Below are 18628 nucleotides of genomic sequence, written 5' to 3' on the forward strand. Positions count from 1 at the left end.
CTTTCGCACGTTTCTCGGGCCCGCCGGCCGCACTCCCTGAGGAAAGGCTCTGCGCTACCGATGGCCCCCCGCCTGTCCGTCGTCGTCCCGATCTACAACGTCGAGCGCTACCTCGAGGAGTGCCTGGACTCCATCGCCGCGCAGACCTTCGCCGACTTCGAGTGCGTCATGGTCGACGACGGCTCCAAGGACTCCAGCGCCGCGATCGCCGAGGCGTACGCCGCGAAGGACTCCCGCTTCCGGCTGGTCAAGCAGGTGAACAAGGGCCTGGGCGCGGCGCGCAACACCGGCTACCGGCACATCTCCGAGGGCACCGAGTTCCTGGCGTTCGTCGACAGCGACGACACCATGCCGCCGTCCGCCTACGAGCTGATGATCGGCACGCTGGACGAGACCGGCTCGGACTTCTGCACCGGCAACGTGCTGCGCTTCCGGGCGGTGGGCCACTACCAGTCCGGCGGCCACCGCAAGCCGTTCGCCGAGACCCGGCTGCGCACCCACATCACCGAGATCCCGGCGCTGATCACCGACCGCACCGCCTGGAACAAGGTCTACCGCCGCGCCTTCTTCGACCAGGCGGGCGTGCTGTACCCCGAGGGCATCCTGTACGAGGACGCCCCGGTCAGCGTGCCGCACCACTTCCTGGCCCGCCGGGTCGACGTGCTCGCCGAGCCGATCTACCACTGGCGCGAGCGGGAGGTCGGCGAGATGTCGATCACCCAGATGAAGACCAACCCGAAGGGCGTCGTCGACCGGGTCAAGTCGATGGAGCTGGTCCGGGAGTGGCTGTCGGCGCAGAGCGACCCGAAGTTCCGCAAGTACCTGCGCACCTACGACGAGAACAACCTCGTCGAGGAGATCCCGATGTTCTTCGGCTCGGTGCTGGAGAACGACCCGGCGTACAACGCGGCCTACCTGGAGTCGGCCGGCCGGCTGCTGCGCGCGATCGGCCCCGAGCAGGTCCGCAAGCTGCGCGCCCCGCTGCGGCTCAAGTACCACCTGACCCTGCAGGGCCGGCTGGACGAGCTGATCGAGCAGCTCCGCTTCGAGAAGGACAGCAACGGCGCGGCCCCGGCCCGCGGCCTGCTGCGCCCGTACGCCGACTACCCGTTCCTGCGGGGCGGCCGCAAGAGCGTGCCCGCGGACGTGCTGCGGCTGAAGAACGCCCTGGTGATGCGCTCGCGGCTGTACGAGGCCCGCTGGGAGGGCGGCCGGCTGCGGCTCACCGGCCACGCCTTCCCCGAGCACCTGGGCGCCGAGCACAAGCACGACATGGTCAAGGCGCTGGTGCTGCGCGAGGCCAAGGGCCGCGGCGTGGTGGCCGTGCAGACCAAGGCGCAGTACAGCCCGGAGGCGACCGCCAGCTCCCCGCACGACCTGTACAGCTGCGACTGGGCGGGCTTCGCCGCGTCCATCGACCCGCAGCGGCTCAAGCAGCGCGGCGGCTGGAAGGACGGCTCCTGGCGGGTGCTGGTGGCCGGCGCCGGCAAGGGCGGCGTGTACAAGGGCCGGGTGTCGGTCGGCTGGCACGACCGCAGCGAGTACCCGCCGGCGCACTGGGTCGAGGACGACGTCCGGATCGTGCCGTGGTCCCGGGACGGCCACCTGCTGCTGCGGGTGGAGCGGGTGCGCGCCCGCGCGGTGGCCGCCACCGCGCAGGACGGCACCGTGGAGCTGCGCGGCCTGGTCCGCTCCGGCCCCGACCTGGCCGGCGCGGAGCTGCGGCTCAAGCACGTCGAGTCCGACCGCGACCTGTTCGCCGAGCTGGAGCTGGGCACCCCGGCCGGCCGCGACCTGCCGTTCACCGCGCGGTTCCGGGTGGCCGACCTGACCGCCGTCCGGGAGTCCTGGGACGCCCTGGACCCGGCCGCGGAGGAGCGCACCCGGGACCGCTGGGACCTGGAGCTCAAGCTGTCCGACGGCAGCGCGCTGCCGCTGGTGCTGGACGACCGCACCGCCGCGGTGGAGCTGCACCTGCCGCTGGCCGGCGGCGCCCGCGCGCTGTACGCCAAGCCCTCCCCGTCCGGCTACCTGCAGCTGTGCGACCAGGTGCTCCAGCCGGTGATCGAGGAGGTGTCCCGGGCCACCGACGGCGAGGGCTTCGTGCTCAGCGGCTCCTTCCCGCTGCCCGGCGCCCACCGCTACGAGCTGGTGATCCGGCACGTGAAGCGGCAGGAGGAGCACGCCTACCCGGTGGAGATCGCCGACGGGCGCTTCCGGGCCGCGCTGCCCGCCGTGCCGACCGCGTCCTTCGCCGGCCGGGTGCCGCTGCACAAGGGCACCTGGACGGTGCTGTTCCGCCCGGTCGGCGCCCCGGTCGACAGCCTGTGGCCGGCCGCCGTGCTGGACGCCCGGACCTTCGACGCGCTGCCGCTGGAGGTCGAGGCCCGCGGCAAGCGGGTCGCCCTGGAGCGCCGCCTGTTCGACACCCTCTCGCTGGAGTCGCACGACCCGCTGACGCCCGACGAGCGCAGCGGCTACCGGCAGCGCACCCTGCGGCACGCCTACGTCGAGCAGCCGGCCGGCCCGCTGACCGACACGGTGCTCTACCACACCGTCCGGGAGGACTGGTGGGCCGCCGACGGCGGCGTGTACGGCGACTCGCCGCGCGCGGTGCACGAGGAGCTGGTCCGCCGCGGCCTGCCGCTGCGCCACCTGTGGACCTCGGTGGACCTGCAGGCCGAGCTGCCGCAGACCGCCGAGGCCGTCCGGCACCGCTCCCCCGAGTGGTTCCGGGCGCTGTCCACCGCGAAGTACGTCGTCACCTCCACCCACCTGCCCACGTACTTCCGCCGCCGTCCCGGCCAGGTCGTCCTGCAGACCTGGCAGGGCGTGCCGCTGAAGCGGATCGGCACCGACTTCGAGAAGGTCTGGTTCACCGACTCCGGGTACCTGGAGCACCTCAAGGAGGAGGTGCCGCAGTGGAGCCTGCTGACGGCCGGCAACCGCTGGTCGGTGCCGGTGCTGCGGCGCGCCTTCGGGTACACCGGGAAGGTGCTGGAGAGCGGCTCGCCGCGCAACGACCTGCTGTTCGCCGCCGACCGGGAGAAGACCGCCGAGCGGGTGCGCGAGCAGCTCGGCCTGCCCGAGGGCAAGAAGGTCGTGCTGTACGCGCCGACCTTCCGGGAGGACCGCCGACTGCCCGACGGCGGCTACCAGTTCAACCTGCAGCTCGACCTGGACGCGGCCCGCGCCGCGCTGGGCGACGACCAGGTGCTGCTGGTGCGCAGCCACGAGGTGGTGCGCGGGCAGATCGCCGAGGCCGGCAACGGCTACGTCTGGGACGTCAGCACCTACCCCGACACGGCCGAGCTGCTGCTGGTCGCCGACGCCCTGGTGACCGACTACTCGGCCTCGGTGTTCGACTTCATGAACACCGGCCGCCCGGTGCTGTTCTTCGCCTACGACCTGGAGCACTACCGCGACAACCTGCGCGGTTTCAGCTTCGACTTCGAGGCCCAGGCTCCCGGCCCGCTGCTGCGCACCTCCGCCGAGGTGGTCGGCGCGCTCGCCGACCTGCCCGGGGTGGCCGCCGAGTACGCCGACAGGTACGCGGCGTTCCGCGAGGCGTACGGGGACCTGGACGACGGCCGGGCCGCGGCCCGGGTGGTGGACGCGCTGCTGGCCGAGGGCGCGGCGGATTCCGGACCGCATTCCGAAGCACCGGCCAAGTAATTCCGATAAACATATGTCAATTCCCTCCGCTTTTCGAAAGCGGAGGGAATTGACATTTTCCCGGTTTCTGCGCTGGGATGTCGTGAATGGCCCACCTGGTACGGCACCGCACCCCGACCGGCCACGCCCCGCGGCCCGCGGCGCCCGCCGCCCCCACCGCGTACGCCGCGCTGCGCCACGCCGTCTGGGACGGCGACGCCCTGGTGCTGCACGGCGAGGGCCGGCTGGACGGCCACCCCGGGGAACGGCCGGGCCAGACCCGGGTCGTCCTCGAACTGCGGCCGCTCGGCGGCTCCCGGCGCGCCGTCCGGCTGCGCACCGTGCCCCGCTACCTGCCCGAGGCCACCGACGACAGCGCGCAGACCCGGCACGGGCTCGACTGGACCGGCTTCACCGCCCGCCTCGACCCCGCCGTGCTACGTCCCCGGGCCGGCCGGCCCGCCGCCACCTGGCGGGTCGAGGCCGCCGTCGCCTCCGGCCGGCTGCTGGCCCGCGCCCCGCTCGCCCCGCACTGGTGCGGCGGCGGCGAGTACCCGCCGGCCGGCTGGAGCGGCCCGGGCATCCACCTGGCGCCGTTCACCGCCGACGGCACCCTGCACCTGACGGTGGGCCGCCCGCCCGTCCGGGTCGACTCCTGCCGGGCCCGCCCCGACGGCTTCGAGCTGCGCGGCACCGCCGACGGCCCCGGCGGCGGGCCGCTGGTCCTGCGGCACCGCGACACCGGTGAGCTGATCCAGACCCAGGTGCACTGGCAGGACGGCGGGTTCACCGCCGTGGTGGGCACCGTCCCGCGCCCGGCGCCCGGGCACTGGGACCCGGCCTTGGCCCTGCCCGACGGGCCCGCCCCGCTGCTGCTGCGCCACCCGCCGCACGGGCCCGGCCAACTCCCGCTGCCCGGTGGCGGATCCGTCCTGCAGGCCAAGCAGCTCGCCGACGGCCGGGTGCAGTTCTGCGTCCGCCCGGCCGAACCGCGGGTCGACCGGATCTCCCCCGCCGACGGGGCCTTCGAGCTGGCCGGCGAGTTCCCCGGCCCGGCGGACCGCCCGCTCGAACTGGTCCTGCGGCACACCGGGGACGGCCGCGAGCGCCGTGCCCCGGTCCGCCCCGCCCCGGACGGGCGCTTCACCGCCCGGCTGCCGCTCGCCCCGGACGGCCCGGACGGCGCGCCCCGCCCGCTCGGCAAGGGCGTCTGGGAGGTCCTGCTGCGCCCGGCCGGGCCGGACGGCGGCCACGGGGACCCGGTGCGGCTGCACCCCGCGGTGCTGCCGCTGCTGCCCGCCCGGGCCCGGGCGGGCGACAAGTCCTTCCTGCTCCAGCGCCGTTGGCACGACACCCTGATCGTGGACAGCCTCCCGGTGCTCTCCGCCGTCGAGCGCAGCGCCCACCGCCAGCACCGCCTGCGCACCGACGCCTACCCGGCCGCCCGGCGCCGCCCGCTGCGCGACGCGGTGCTGTACGACGTGTTCGGCGGCCGCGGCTACGCCTGCAACCCGCGCGCCGTGCACGCCGAACTCGCCCGCTCCGGCCCCGCCCTGGAGCACCTGTGGGTGGTCGAGGACGGGCAGGAGCGGCCCCCCGAGGGCGTCCGCGCGGTGCGCCAGTGGAGCCCCGAGTGGTACGAGGCCCTGGCCACCTGCCGCTACCTGGTGGGCAACACGCACTTCCCGGAGTTCCTGCGCCGCCGCGAGGGCCAGGTGGTGGTCCAGCTGTGGCACGGCACCCCCCTCAAGCGGATCGCGCACCGGATGCCGCCGGGCTGGGCCGCCGCCGACGGCTACCTGGAGCGGCTGGGGCACGAGGTGCGGCAGTGGAGCCTACTGCTGTCCCCGAGCCCGTTCGCCACCCCGGAGCTGCGCGCCTCCTTCCGCTACGGGGGCGAGGTCCTGGAGGCCGGCTACCCGCGCAACGACCGGCTGGCCCGCCCGGACCGAGCCGTGGCCGCCGGGATCCGCCGCCGGCTGCGCCTGCCGCCCGGCCGCCGGGTGGTGCTGTACGCCCCGACCTGGCGCGACGACCGGCCCGGCCCGGGCGGCCGGCACGCCCTCGACCTGCGCCTCGACCTGGCCGCCGCGCGGGCCGTGCTGGGCCGCGACCACGTGCTGCTGCTGCGCCCGCACGTGCACGTCGGCGGGGCGCTGCCCGACGACGACTTCGTCCGCGACGTGGCCGACTACCCGGACGTGCAGGACCTGCTGCTGATCGCGGACGTCCTGGTCACCGACTACTCCTCGGTGATGTTCGACTTCGCGGTGACCGGCCGTCCGATGCTGTTCTTCACCTACGACCTCGCCCACTACCGGGACGCGCTGCGCGGGTTCACCTTCGACTTCGAGCGCTGGGCGCCGGGCCCGCTGCTGTCCAGCTCCGAGCAGGTGGTGGCGGCGCTACGGGACTTCGACCCGGCGCGGCACCGGGATGCCTATCGCCGGTTCCGGGCCCGGTTCTGCCCCCTCGACGACGGTGCGGCCGCCGCCCGGGTGGCCGCCCGGATGCTGGCCCTCGGCACCGGGCGCTGACCCCGGCAGCTCGAACGGCCCGGGCACCGGGAAGTAGGCGGCCAGGAAGGCGGACAGGATCCGGCCCTGCTCCTCCGCCGGTGTGCCGTCGCCGGCCCCGTCGGCCAGGCAGAACGCGTCCACGTCGCGCTCCGCCAGCAGCCGGGCCAGCCGCTCCCGGTCCTCGACGCAGTCGACCGCCCGGTACTCGTGGACCAGTCGGCCGTCGACGGCGCGGCCGCCGAGCTGGGCGTGGAAGAGCGCCAGGGTGACGGGGGCGACGTCGGCGGCGGCCCGGAAGGCCGAGCGGCCGGTGGCGGCCAGTTCGGCCGGCCAGCGCCGTTCGGCGTCCTCCAGCAGGCTGCGCCGCAGCGGGTACGGGACGTGTGCGAGCACCCGGGTGTAGATCCGGCCGTGCTCGGCCTCCAGCAGTGCGCTGGTGTTCTGCTGGCCCGCGACGTACACGTCGGGGTCGGTGGTGCCGGTGGACGGCGGGACGATCCGGGTGTCCCGGAAGACCTTGGGCAGGCCGTTGCCGAGGAAGAAGTCCTCGGGGCGGACCGGGCGGCCCAGGAACATGTCGTCGTTGAAGTACAGGAAGTGCTCGGCCAGGCCGGGGATGCGGTGCAGGCCGGTCTCGATCGCACACGAATTGAACACCGGCCCGCCGGGCAGCAGGTCCCGGTGCGGGACGACGGTCAGCCCGGCCACCTCGGTGTCCAGCCAGGACGGCACCTGGTCGGCGGTGACCAGGAAGATCCGCCGGATCCACGGGGCGTACATGGCCAGGGAGCGCAGGCTGTAGCGCAGCTCGTCGTGGTTGCGGTAGCGGTGGTCGCCGTCGTCGTGGGCGGTGTCCACCAGCTCGGGGGACGTTCCGCCGAACAGTTCGGCGCGGACCGCGGCGCGGCGGCGCTGCCAGGCCGGGTCGGCGTCGTCGACCCAGGTGAACACGGCGTCCACCGGGAAGCGGACGGCCTCCGGCAGGTCGTGCAGGAACGCCTCGGCGACGGGGTAGTCGCGCTCGCCGATCCGGATGCTCCCGGCCGCCTCCAGCGAGGGCAGCCACCACCCGTACGGGGTCTCGTCGATCGAGGCGACTCCCCCGGCCCGGGTGTCGGCGGCGTCCCAGAACTCCAGGTCGCAGCCGTGCTGCTCGCCGTAGTGGAGGGTGCGGCCGCTGGTGACCACCGGCCGGTACAGGCGCACGCCCTTGACCGGCTCCGGGGGCTCCGGCGGCGGGGGCGGCTGCTCGTCCCCGGGCGCCTCGGGCACCGGCGGGAGCGCCTCGTGCGCGGCGACGGCGGCCGGCAGCTCCTCGGCGAGGACGGTGCCGTGCACCCGGCCGTGGCCGAGCAGCGCGGCGTACACGGGGGCGCCGCGGAACGCCTCGGCGACGGCGGCCAGCGCGGCCGGGCGCGAGCCGGGCAGCACGCCCAGGCGGTGGCGGGGGCCGCCGTCGGGGATCAGCAGGTAGCGGACGCCGGCCGCGTCCAGGGCCTCGGCGGCGTCGACCAGGTTGGCCTGCCGGGCCTGCGGGTCGAGCAGGTCGTCGCGGACCTCGGCCAGCCGGCCGCGGTGCCGCACCAGCCCGGGGCGGGCGGCGGCCAGCTCGTCCTCGCGCACCCGCCGCGGGTCGACCGGTGGCGGCGGTGGCGGAGGTACCGGAGGCAGCAGCCCGCACCTGCGCAGGGCACGGCCGACGGCCCTCCGGACCGTCCGCGGAACTGCTTGCCTGGTCGTCATGTCACTCCCGTGCGCGCCAAAACCCTGGTGACGCTAACAACGGCGCAACGGCGCACAAAGCAATGCCAAACAATTCACAGAGAACTGCCAGAGGGCACGTACCCGGCGGTCAGGCAGCGCCGAATCCGAATGCCAACCAGGGACGCCACACAGAATCCGCCCCGAACCGTGAGAGTACGAACTCACCGACCTCGAAGACCGCCCGGAAGCTCCGGGCGTCCTCGTAGGCGGTGTCCAGGACCGGTTCGGGGAGGCCGTGGGCGACGGTGACGTGCGGGTGGTAGGGGAAGGCCAGTTCGCGGGCGAGCGGGCCGGAGCGGACCTCGGCCTCCAGTTCGCGGCACTCCTGGGCGCCCTCCTCGACCCGGATGAACACCACCGGGGAGACCGGGCGGAAGGTGCCGCTGCCCTGGAGCAGCATCCGGAACGGGCGGCGCGCGGCGGCCACCGTCCGCAGGTGGTGTTCGATCGCGGGCAGCAGGGCGGTGCGGGTCTCGGTCGGCGGGAGCAGGGTGACGTGGGTCGGTATCGACCTGGCCTGCGGGTCGCCGTGGCCGGCCCGGGCGTCCTGCACCCGGCTGCCGTAGGGCTCCGGGACGTGTATGGACACGCCGATGGTGACGGCCTCGTCGAGGCCGGCACCGTCGGGGGCGGCAGCCGTCGGCATCAGCGCTTGGGCGCCAGGAAGCCGACCCGGTCGTAGACCTCGGCGAGCGTCTCGGCGGCCACCGCGCGGGCCTTCTCGGCGCCCAGCGCCAGCACCCGGTCCAGCTCGGCCGGGTCGTCCAGGTACTGCTGGGTGCGGGCCTGGAACGGGGTGACCCACTCGGTGAACAGCTCGGCCAGCTCGGTCTTCAGGGCGCCGTACATCTTGCCCTCGAAGTGCGCGACCAGTTCGTCGACCGACCGGCCGCTGAGCGCGGAGTGGATGCGCAGCAGGTTGGAGACGCCGGGCTTGGCGGCCTCGTCGTACGTGACGACGGTGTCGGTGTCGGTGACGGCGCTCTTGAACTTCTTGGCGCTGGTCCTCGCCGGGTCGAGCAGGTTGACCAGGCCCTTGTCGGTGGCCGCGGACTTGCTCATCTTCGCGGCCGGGTCCTGGAGGTCCTGGATCTTCGCGGTGGCCTTGAGGATGTACGGCTCGGGCACCGTGAAGGTCTTGCCGTAGCGGGTGTTGAAGCGGTCCGCGAGGTCCCGGGTGAGCTCCAGGTGCTGGCGCTGGTCCTCGCCGACCGGCACCGCGTCGGCCTGGTAGAGCAGCACGTCGGCGACCATCAGCACCGGGTAGGTGAACAGGCCGACCGTGGTGCGGTCGCTGCCCTGCTTGGCCGACTTGTCCTTGAACTGGGTCATCCGGGACGCCTCGCCGAAGCCGGTGAGGCAGTTCATCACCCAGGCGAGCTGGGCGTGCTCGGGCACCTGGGACTGCACGAACAGGGTGCAGCGCTCCGGGTCGAGGCCGGCGCCGAGCAGCTGCGCGGCGGAGATCCGGGTGTTCTGCCGCAGCACCGCCGGGTCCTGCTCGACGGTGATGGCGTGCAGGTCGACCACCATGTAGAAGGCGTCGTTGGCCTCCTGGAGGTCGACCCACTGGCGCACCGCGCCGAGGTAGTTGCCCAGGTGGAAGGAGCCCGAGGTGGGCTGGATGCCGGAGAGCACCCGGGGACGGTCCTTCACGGGACCGGTGACCGCTGCGTTGACCATGCGGCCATTGTTCCAGTTCCCCGGGCCGGTCAGGAAACCTCCGGGGCCGCCGGTTCGGCCGGTGTGACGGTGCTCACCCGCAGCCGCTCGATCCGCCGCCCGTCCAGCCGGGCGACGGTCAGCCGCGCCCCGGCGTCGGTGACCACCTGGTCGCCCTTGCGGGGCAGCCGGCCCAGTTCGCGCACCACGAAGCCGGCGACCGTCTCGTACGGGCCCTCGGGCAGGGTCAGGCCGGTCTCCTGGGTGAAGTCGGAGAGGTTGAGCAGCCCGTCGATCTCGACGCCGCCGCCGGCCAGCCGGCGGGTCGCGGTGGTGTCCTGGGCGTCGTACTCGTCGCGGATCTCGCCGATCACCTCCTCGACCAGGTCCTCCAGGGTGACGATGCCCGCGGTGCCGCCGTACTCGTCGACCACGATCGCCAGGTGGTGGCCCTCGCGGCGCATCTCGCCCATCGCCTCCAGCACCCGCTTGGTGGCCGGCAGCAGCTTGACCGGGCGGGCCAGCTCGCGCACCCGGACGGCCTGCTCGCCGCGCGCCCCGTACAGGTCGCGGACGTGCACGAAGCCGGTCACCGCGTCGTAGGAGCCCTCGACCACCGGGTAGCGGGAGTGCGGGGCGGAGTCGGTCTCGGCCCGGACCTCGCCGACCGGCCGGTCGCCGTCCAGGAAGGTCACCTCGGTGCGCGGCACCATCACCTCGCGCAGCTGGCGCTCCCCCGCCGCGAATACCTCGTTGATCAACGCGCGTTCGTCCGAGCCGAGTTCGGTGTTGGCGGCGACCAGGCCGCGCAGTTCCTCGGGGCTCATCACGCCGCGTCCGGCGCTCGGGTCGCCGCCCAGCAGGCGGACCATCAGGTTGGTCGAGTGGCCCAGCAGCCAGATCACCGGCCGCAGCACCACCGACATCACGTCGACCACCGGCGCGGCCAGCAGCGCGATCGACTCGGCACGTTGCAGGCCGATCCGCTTGGGCGTCAACTCGCCCAGCACCAGCGAGGCGTACGAGATGACCAGGGTCAGGCCGACCAGCGCGACCGCGTCCGCGACGCCCTCCGACAGGCCGGCCCGGACGAACACCGGCGCCAGCTTCCCGGCCAGCGTGTCCGCGCCGAACGCGGCCGACAGGAAGCCCATGCAGGTCACCCCGACCTGCACCGCCGCCAGGAACCGGTTCGGGTCGGCCGCCAGGTGCGCGGCCCGCCCGGCCCGCCGCGTCCCCACCGCCTCCAGGGCGCGGATCTGTCCCTCGCGCAGCGAGATCAGCGCGATCTCGGCGACGTTGAACAGGCCGCCCAGCACGATGAACACCAGGACGAGCGCGGCGTCCTGCAGGGTTTCACTCACGGGGCGAGTGTAGGAGAACGGCCGGGCACCCCGTGGGTGCCCGGCCGTTCAGCCCTGGTGGGAGGGGGCTCAGATGAGGCCGAGCTCCTGGACCGCGTCGCGCTCCTCGGCGAGCTCGCCGACCGAGGCGTCGATCCGCTTGCGGTCGAACTCGGAGAGGTCCAGGCCCTGGACGATCTCGAACGTGCCGTTCGAGGTGGTGACCGGGAAGGAGGAGATCAGGCCCTCCGGCACGCCGTAGGAGCCGTCGGAGACGATGCCCATCGAGGTCCAGTCGCCGGCCGGGGTGCCGTTGACCCAGGTGTGGACGTGGTCGATGGCGGCGTTCGCGGCGGAGGCGGCCGAGGAGGCGCCGCGGACCTCGATGATCTCGGCACCGCGCTTGGCGACCTTCGGGATGAAGAAGTTCTCGACCCACTCCTGGTCGGCGCCGACGGCGTCGAAGGCGGCCTTGCCGGAGATCTCGGCGTGGAACAGGTCCGGGTACTGGGTGGCCGAGTGGTTGCCCCAGATGGTGACCTTCTTGACGTCCTCGACGGTGACGCCGGCCTTCTTCGCCAGCTGGGCGACGGCGCGGTTGTGGTCCAGGCGGGTCATCGCGGTGAAGCGCTCGGCCGGGACGTCCGGGGCGTTGCGCTGGGCGATCAGGGCGTTGGTGTTGGCCGGGTTGCCGACCACCAGGACCTTGATGTCGTCCGCGGCGTTGTCGTTGATCGCCTTGCCCTGCGGGCCGAAGATGCCGCCGTTGGCCGAGAGCAGGTCGCCGCGCTCCATGCCCGCGGTGCGCGGACGGGCGCCGACCAGCAGGGCGACGTTGGCGCCGTCGAACGCGACGTTCGCCTGGTCGGTGATGGTGATGTCGCGCAGCAGCGGGAAGGCGCAGTCGTCCAGCTCCATGGCGACGCCCTCCGCCGCCTTCACGCCCTGCGGGATCTCCAGCAGCCGCAGGTTCACCGGGACGTCGGCACCCAGGAGGTGACCGGAGGCGATGCGGAAGAGCAGCGCGTAGCCGATCTGGCCGGCGGCTCCGGTGACGGTGACATTGACGGGGGTGCGAGTCATTTCAGCCTTCTCCTGCGATCGCCAGGTGCCCCAGGCACACCGGCGCGCTGGAGCCGAGGATGATCTCTCGATATCGAGAGACCTGGGCAAGGCTATCGCAAGGCCGCTGACGGCACCGACCGGGGCACGGGGTCGGCCGGTGCGCCGGTGCGGGACCGGGGCCGCCGGACCGCTCCGCGCCCCCGGTCCCGCGCGGCGGTCACCGCAGCGGGTGCCCGATCAGCCGTCCGATGTTCTCCAGCACCGGCACCCGCAGCCACGGGTCGGGCTGGGCGACCAGCGTGAGCAGGACGATCGCGCCGCCGAACAGGAACATCAGGGTGACGTCGGTGAACCGGCTGCGGACGGCGAGCATGCCGACGTCGGGGAGCCCGAGCCGGAGCAGCGCGCCGAGCAGCGGCGCCGCGCCGACCAGGAGCAGCCCGAGCCGGAAGTGGCCCGCCCAGGTGGTGAGCAGGCCGAGGGCCGCCACGGCGAGCAGCAGCGTGATCGGCCACTGCCGCAGCGGGAGGGTGTGGCGGCGGTCGAGCGCGGTCGCGGAGCCCTCCGGGGGCAGGGTGCCCTCGGTGGTGACGGGGGGACGGCGGCGGCCTCGCCGCATGGCGCCGGGCACCGGTGTCAGACGCCGGCGCGGCGCTCGGCCGCCTCGACGATGTTGTTGAGGAGCATGGCGCGGGTCATCGGGCCGACGCCCCCGGGGTTGGGGGAGATCCAGCCGGCCACCTCGGCGGCACCGGGGTGCACGTCGCCGACGATCTTGCCCTCGCTGCGGGAGACGCCGACGTCGAGGATCGCGGCGCCGGGCTTGACGTCCTCGGGCTTGACCAGGTGCGGGACGCCGGCCGCGGCGACGATGACGTCGGCGTTGCGCAGGTGCGCGGCGAGGTCGCGGGTGCCGGTGTGGCAGAGCGTCACGGTGGCGTTCTCGCTGCGGCGGGTGAGCAGCAGGCCGATGGAGCGGCCGACGGTGATGCCGCGGCCGACCACCACGACCTCGGCGCCGTCGAGGGCCACGCCGTGGCGGCGGAGCAGTTCGACGATGCCGAGCGGGGTGCAGGGCAGCGGGCCGTCGATGCCGAGGACGAGGCGGCCGAGCGAGGTCGGGTGCAGGCCGTCGGCGTCCTTGTCGGGGTCCATGAGTTCGAGCACGCGGTTCTGGTCCAGGCCCTTGGGGAGCGGCAGTTGGACGATGTAGCCGGTGCAGGTCGGGTCGGCGTTGAGCTCCCGGACGACGTTCTCGACGTCCTCCTGGGTGGCGGTGGCGGGCAGTTCGCGCTGGATGGAGGCGATGCCGATCTCCGCGCAGTCCCGGTGCTTGCCGTTGACGTACCACCGGCTGCCCGGGTCGTCGCCGACCAGGACGGTGCCGAGGCCGGGGACGATGCCCCGCTCCTTGAGGGCCGCCACGCGGACGGCGAGTTCGGACTTGATCGCGGCCGCGGTGGCCTTGCCATCGAGAATCTGGGCAGTCATGCCCCCATTCTCGCGGATCGGCGGCGGCGGGCGTGCCGCCGGACCGCCCGTCGGACCGGCGGTGTCCGCGCCCGCCGCCGAGCGCCCCCGCGGCGGCCACGGAGCGTACCGGCCCCGTTGCGGTTGTGCCACGGTCCGGTCCGGGTTCCGGCCGGTGGCTGGACAGCGCGGCGCGGTACGGACGACGATGGCCGGGCCACGCCTGCCGCGTCGGGTCCCGGTGACGGGCCGTCGCCGGCGGGGGACGAGAAGCCGGGGGAAGAACGACAGTGAGCGAACCGTACTTGCCGGGGCCGTGCGGCGTCCGCGGCACGGCTGCCGCCCTGCCCGTTCGCGCCCCCGTGCGGCCGTGAGCGCCCCCGGGGCGCCGGCCCCGGTCCACCCGATACCGCCCGGTCCGACCCCGTACGGCCCGACCCCGTACGGCCCGGCCCCGGCCGCGGCGGCCCCGAGCGCCCCGGCCCCGCGCCGCCGGGCGGTCGGTACCGGCACGGGCGCGGCGCTGCGGGTGCTGCTGCGGGCGGCGGTGGTCGCCGGGGCGGCCGTCGCGGTGGCCGTGGCGCACGACGCGCACGACCCGGGGGTGCTGTGCCCGCTGCGCCTGCTGACCGGCGTCCCGTGCCCGCTGTGCGGCAGCACCACGGTGTTCGTCGAGGCGGGCCACGGCCGTTGGGGCGCCGCGCTGCTGGCGAACCCGGTGACGGCGCTGGCCGCCGTGCTGCTGGTGGCCTGGCCGCTGGGCCCGGGCCGGTGGTGGCGCGGGTTGTCGTACGCGGGCCGCAACCTGCTGCTGGCCGGCGCCCTGTTACCGGCCTGGGCCTGGGAGTTGGCCCGGCTCGGCCCGTTCCGGCTCTGAACGGGCGGGCCGTCGATGCCAGTTGCCCGGTGTCCTGTCCGAACGCTCCGCTACGCTGCCCGACGGTCGGTGTCCCTGCCCGCCCGTCCCCAGGTTTTCCCTGTTCCGTCCACACCCCTTCCTGCCCGGAGGCACCGTTGAGTTACCCGCCCGACCCGAACAACCCGTACGGCCAGCAGCCCCCGCCGCCCGGCTACGGCTACCCGCAGGCCCCGCAGGCCCCGCAGGCCCCGCAGCAGCAGCCCGGCTACGGCTACCCGCAGGGGCAGCCGCAGCAGCCGTACGGCTACCCGCAGCAGGTCCCGCCGCAGGCGAGCTACGGCTACCCGCCGCAGCCCGGCACGATCCAGGCCAACAACGGCTACATCAACATCGCGAACCTGGGCACGGTGAAGCTCGCCACCATGGGCCAGCGCTTCCTGGCCCGGCTGCTGGACGGCCTGGTCACCGGTGTGATCGTCAGCATCGCGATGTTCGCAGGCGTGGCCGGGATGGTCGGCCTGGCCGACAAGACCACCACGGACTGCTCGGGCTACGACTACCCCAGCACCGCCTGGAACGACTGCGTGAACAGCAACACGCAGGCCGGCACCAACGTCGTCGTGGCGATGTTCGGCCTGATCGCCGTGGTCGCCGTGTTCGGCCTGCTGTACGAGTGGCTGCTGGTCGGCCTGGCGGGCGCCACCATCGGCAAGATGGCGCTGGGCCTGCGGGTGGTCCGGGAGAACGACGGCCAGCACCCCGGCGTGGGCGGCGGCTTCATCCGCTTCATCATCCCGATGGTGGGCGCCCTGGTCTGCTACATCGGCGCGCTGCTGGTCTTCCTGTCGCCGTTCTTCGACAACTCCGGGAAGCTGCAGGGCTGGCACGACCGTGCGGCCGGCACCCTGGTGATCAAGAAGTAACCGCACCGCGCGAAGCCCGAGGGCCCCGCACTCCGAGTCCGGAGTGCGGGGCCCTCGGCGTCACCCGCGGCTCAGTGGAAGAAGTGCCGGGTGCCGGTGAGGTACATGGTCACGCCGGCCTTCTCGGCGGCGGCGACCACCTCCTCGTCGCGGATCGAACCGCCGGGCTGCACCACGGCCTTGACGCCCGCGGCGAGCAGGATCTCCAGGCCGTCGGCGAACGGGAAGAACGCGTCGGAGGCGGCGTACGCGCCCGCGGCCCGCTCGCCGGCCCGCTCGACGGCGAGCTTGCAGGAGTCGACCCGGTTGACCTGGCCCATGCCGACGCCGACCGAGGCGCCGTCCTTGGCGAGCAGGATCGCGTTGGACTTGACGGCCCGGCAGGCCCGCCAGGCGAAGGACAGCTCGGCCAGCTCCTCGGCGGACAGCGCCGCGCCGGTGGCCAGCGTCCAGGTCGCCGGGTCGTCGCCGGCCGCGTCGACCCGGTCGACCTGCTGGAGCAGCAGGCCGCCGGAGATCCGGCGGGACTCCAGGGCGTCGGCGGGGGCGTCGGGGGCGCGCAGCACCCGGAGGTTCTTCTTCTTGGTCAGCACCTCCAGGGCGCCGTCCTCGTAGCCGGGCGCGACGACGACCTCGGTGAAGATCGGGGCGATCTGCTCGGCCAGCTCGACCGAGACCGGGCGGTTGACGGCGATCACGCCGCCGTACGCGGAGACCGGGTCGCAGGCGTGCGCCTTGCGGTGCGCCTCGGCGACGTCCGCGCCGGTGCCGATGCCGCACGGGTTGGCGTGCTTGATGATGGCGACGGCCGGGCCCTCGTGGTCGTACGCGGCGCGGCGGGCCGCGTCGGTGTCCACGTAGTTGTTGTAGGACATCGCCTTGCCGTGCAGCTGCTCGGCGCCCGCGAGGCCGCCCGTCCCGTCGGTGTAGAGCGCGGCCTGCTGGTGCGGGTTCTCGCCGTAGCGCAGGACGTCGCCCAGCTCCCAGGTGCTGCCGAGGAAGGTCGGGAACGCGGCCTCGGACTCGGTGTAGCCCGACTCCTCGAACCAGCTCGCCACGGCGACGTCGTACGCGGCGGTGTGCGCGAACGCGGCGGCGGCCAGGCGCTTGCGGGTCAGCAGGTCGAAGCCGCCGCCCCGGACGGCGGTCAGCACGTCCGGGTAGCGGGCCGGGTCGACCACGACGGCCACCGAGGGGTGGTTCTTCGCGGCGGCGCGGACCATGGACGGGCCGCCGATGTCGATCTGCTCGACGCACTCGTCGGGGGTGGCGCCGGAGGCGACGGTGGCGGTGAACGGGTACAGGTTCACCACGACCAGGTCGAACGGCTCGACGCCCAGCTCGGCGAGCTGCGCGCGGTGCGACTCCAGGCGCAGGTCGGCCAGCACGCCGGCGTGCACCCGCGGGTGCAGGGTCTTGACCCGGCCGTCCAGGCACTCGGGGAAGCCGGTCAGCTCGGAGACCTCGGTGACCGGGACGCCCGCGGCGGCGATCTTCCCGGCGGTGGAGCCGGTGGAGACGATGGCGACCCCGGCGGCGTGCAGCCCCTGGGCCAGCTCCTCCAGCCCGGTCTTGTCGTAGACGCTGATCAGCGCGCGCCGGATCGGGCGCACGTTCTCGGAGACGGGCTTACTGGCGGAGGAAGCGGCGCTCATGCCGGAATCCATACCTTTCGGTCTTCGATGCGGTGTCCTTCGCGGGCCAGCCGGCCCACGACCTCGACGAGCAGCTTGCGCTCGACAGTCTTGATGCGCTCGTGCAGCGCCTCGCCGCCGTCGGCGTGGTCGGCGTCCTCGACCTCCACCACGCCCTGGGCGATGATCGGCCCGGTGTCCACCCCGGCGTCCACCAGGTGCACGGTGCAGCCGGTGACCTTGACCCCGTACGCCAGCGCGTCGGGGACGCCGTGCGCGCCCGGGAAGGCGGGCAGCAGCGCGGGGTGGGTGTTGACGGTGCGCCCGGCGAAGGCGGCGACGAACGCGGGGCCGAGGATCTTCATGAACCCGGCGGTGACCACCAGGTCGGGGGCGTACGAGGCGACGGCGGCGGTCAGCGCGGCGTCCCAGGCGGCCCGGTCGGCGTGGTCCTTGATCCGCTCGGTGAAGACCGGGACGCCGGCCCGCTCGGCCCGCTCGGTGCCGGCGATGCCGTCCCGGTCGGCGCCCACCGCGACGATCTCGGCACCGTACGCAGGGTCGGCGGCGGCGTCGATCAGCGCCTGGAGGTTGGTGCCGGAGCCGGAGACCAGCACCACCAGCCGGGCCGGTCCGGGGGTACGGGGCGGGAACACTTGGGCGTCAGCGGCAGCCACGGCGCGATTCTCCGTACGTGTCGGGTGCCGCCCGCTGGTACGTCCACCCTCGGTGGGGCCACTACGGGCGGCGGCAGGTCGGGAGCCGGCGGCGGACCACCGGGGGCCGCGGCGCTGCGGGTGCCCGAGGAACCTTGGGAAGCTGCCGACCGTCACCACGATAACGGCTGGTGGGAGGCCACCTGTCACCGCCCGGCCACGCTACGCGCGTAGTTGAGACGGGGATCTCCCACCCGCCCGGACCCCGACCCGGCAGGGTGCCGTACGGCCGGGAACCGGCTGGGGGATCATTGACCGACCGCCCACTCCCCCACCGACGGGCGGCCACCCGACGAGCAGAAACGGCCGACACCATGAGCAGCGGCGAGGACAGCGGCGAGCGCAACCCCTTCGCGCCCCCTCCGCCCGGCGCGCCCGACCAGCCCTGGCGTCCCCGCACCCCGCGGCCGCCCGCGTCCGGGCAGCAGCCCGACGGACGGTCCGACGAGGACCGCCCCCAACCCCCGCCGTGGGGCCAACGCCCCGACCCCGGCCAGCAGCAGCCCGCCCCGCCGAAGCTCGACCCGGCCGACCCCACGCACCGCGCCGCCCGCAACGCGCTGCTGTCGGGCTTCGCCGCGCTGCTCACCGTGCTGTTCGGCCTCTACTGGCTGGGCTTCCCGCTCTCCCTGCTGGCCGTCTGGTACGCCGTCACCGTCCTGCGCACCCCCGCCGAACCGGTCAGCGACCCGTTCGCCCCGCGCCCGGTCCGCCCGCAGGTCCCCGCCGCGCTCGGCGCCCTGCTCACCGGCGGCCTCGCCCTGCTGGTCTCGCTGGGCGCGTTCACCATCCAGTTCACCTACCACGACTACCTGGACTGCCGGGCCGACTCCGCCACCCAGGAGGCCGCGCGCAGCTGCGCCCAGGAGTACGACGTCCCGACCTGGCTGAGCAACCTGTCCGAGGTCTCCGACCAGTAGCCCTGCCCCGACCCGCACACAGCAGAGCCCCCGGCACCACGCCGGGGGCTCACCTGCTGCGGATCAGTCAGACCGCGCCGAAGACGCCGCTGCCGGCCG

13 protein-coding genes and 1 pseudogene are annotated in these 18628 nt (G+C 74.1%); 5 read left to right on the top strand and 9 right to left on the bottom strand.

Annotation, left to right across the window (positions count from 1 at the left end; genetic code table 11):
* Positions 1-60: 60 nt before the first annotated feature.
* A complete protein-coding gene (locus ACIP60_RS22540; protein WP_400687140.1) occupies positions 61-3675 on the top strand; it encodes a CDP-glycerol glycerophosphotransferase family protein in 3615 nt (1204 codons plus the stop codon).
* Positions 3676-3761: 86 nt separating this feature from the next.
* Positions 3762-6191, top strand: a complete 2430-nt coding sequence (locus ACIP60_RS22545) for a CDP-glycerol glycerophosphotransferase family protein (protein WP_400687142.1) — start codon at positions 3762-3764, stop codon at positions 6189-6191.
* Between the two features lie 9 nt (positions 6192-6200).
* Here the strand turns inward: ACIP60_RS22545 and ACIP60_RS22550 are convergent.
* The 7 genes and pseudogenes from ACIP60_RS22550 to ACIP60_RS22580 form a co-directional block, all read right to left on the bottom strand.
* Positions 6201-7916 (bottom strand): annotated as a pseudogene (locus ACIP60_RS22550) (stealth conserved region 3 domain-containing protein); the annotation flags it as partial.
* Between the two features lie 109 nt (positions 7917-8025).
* Positions 8026-8583: a 2'-5' RNA ligase family protein gene (locus ACIP60_RS22555; RefSeq protein WP_400687144.1), complete on the bottom strand. Its 558-nt coding sequence runs from the start codon at positions 8581-8583 to the stop codon at positions 8026-8028.
* A complete protein-coding gene (gene trpS, locus ACIP60_RS22560) occupies positions 8583-9620 on the bottom strand; it encodes a tryptophan--tRNA ligase (protein ID WP_400687146.1) in 1038 nt (345 codons plus the stop codon). The genes ACIP60_RS22555 and trpS overlap by 1 nt, the downstream gene beginning before the upstream one ends.
* A 29-nt stretch (positions 9621-9649) precedes the next feature.
* Complete coding sequence (locus ACIP60_RS22565; protein WP_400687148.1) at positions 9650-10963, bottom strand: hemolysin family protein; 1314 nt, start codon at positions 10961-10963, stop codon at positions 9650-9652.
* Positions 10964-11032: 69 nt separating this feature from the next.
* Positions 11033-12025 carry a malate dehydrogenase gene (locus ACIP60_RS22570; RefSeq protein ID WP_100837908.1) on the bottom strand — a complete coding sequence of 331 codons (993 nt, stop codon included), beginning with the start codon at positions 12023-12025 and terminating at the stop codon, positions 11033-11035.
* Positions 12026-12224: 199 nt separating this feature from the next.
* Positions 12225-12626 carry a DUF3017 domain-containing protein gene (locus tag ACIP60_RS22575; RefSeq protein ID WP_400687150.1) on the bottom strand — a complete coding sequence of 134 codons (402 nt, stop codon included), beginning with the start codon at positions 12624-12626 and terminating at the stop codon, positions 12225-12227.
* A gap of 17 nt (positions 12627-12643) precedes the next feature.
* Entirely contained in the window at positions 12644-13498 is an 855-nt protein-coding gene (locus ACIP60_RS22580; RefSeq protein WP_100837906.1) for a bifunctional methylenetetrahydrofolate dehydrogenase/methenyltetrahydrofolate cyclohydrolase, read from the bottom strand.
* 349 nt (positions 13499-13847) lie between these two features.
* On the opposite strand from ACIP60_RS22580, the gene ACIP60_RS22585 reads away from it, so the two are divergent.
* Both ACIP60_RS22585 and ACIP60_RS22590 read left to right on the top strand, forming a co-directional pair.
* Positions 13848-14354 (top strand): DUF2752 domain-containing protein, encoded by a 507-nt coding sequence (locus ACIP60_RS22585; RefSeq protein ID WP_400687153.1) that lies wholly within the window; start codon positions 13848-13850, stop codon positions 14352-14354.
* Positions 14355-14491: 137 nt separating this feature from the next.
* Positions 14492-15259 (top strand): RDD family protein, encoded by a 768-nt coding sequence (locus ACIP60_RS22590; protein ID WP_400687155.1) that lies wholly within the window; start codon positions 14492-14494, stop codon positions 15257-15259.
* Positions 15260-15330: 71 nt separating this feature from the next.
* Here the strand turns inward: ACIP60_RS22590 and purH are convergent, their stop codons facing one another.
* Together purH and purN are read right to left on the bottom strand one after the other, a co-directional pair.
* On the bottom strand, positions 15331-16914 hold the full coding sequence (gene purH / locus ACIP60_RS22595; RefSeq protein WP_400687157.1) for a bifunctional phosphoribosylaminoimidazolecarboxamide formyltransferase/IMP cyclohydrolase: 1584 nt from the start codon (positions 16912-16914) through the stop codon (positions 15331-15333).
* Positions 16911-17570, bottom strand: a complete 660-nt coding sequence (gene purN / locus ACIP60_RS22600; protein WP_400687159.1) for a phosphoribosylglycinamide formyltransferase — start codon at positions 17568-17570, stop codon at positions 16911-16913. The genes purH and purN overlap by 4 nt, the downstream gene beginning before the upstream one ends.
* Positions 17571-17923: 353 nt before the next feature.
* On the opposite strand from purN, the gene ACIP60_RS22605 reads away from it, so the two are divergent.
* Entirely contained in the window at positions 17924-18529 is a 606-nt protein-coding gene (locus ACIP60_RS22605) for a hypothetical protein (RefSeq protein ID WP_400687161.1), read from the top strand.
* The last annotated feature ends 99 nt before the right edge of the window (positions 18530-18628 follow it).

The organism is Kitasatospora sp. NPDC088783, assembly GCF_044750705.1.
Taxonomy (GTDB): Bacteria; Actinomycetota; Actinomycetes; order Streptomycetales; family Streptomycetaceae; genus Kitasatospora; species Kitasatospora fiedleri.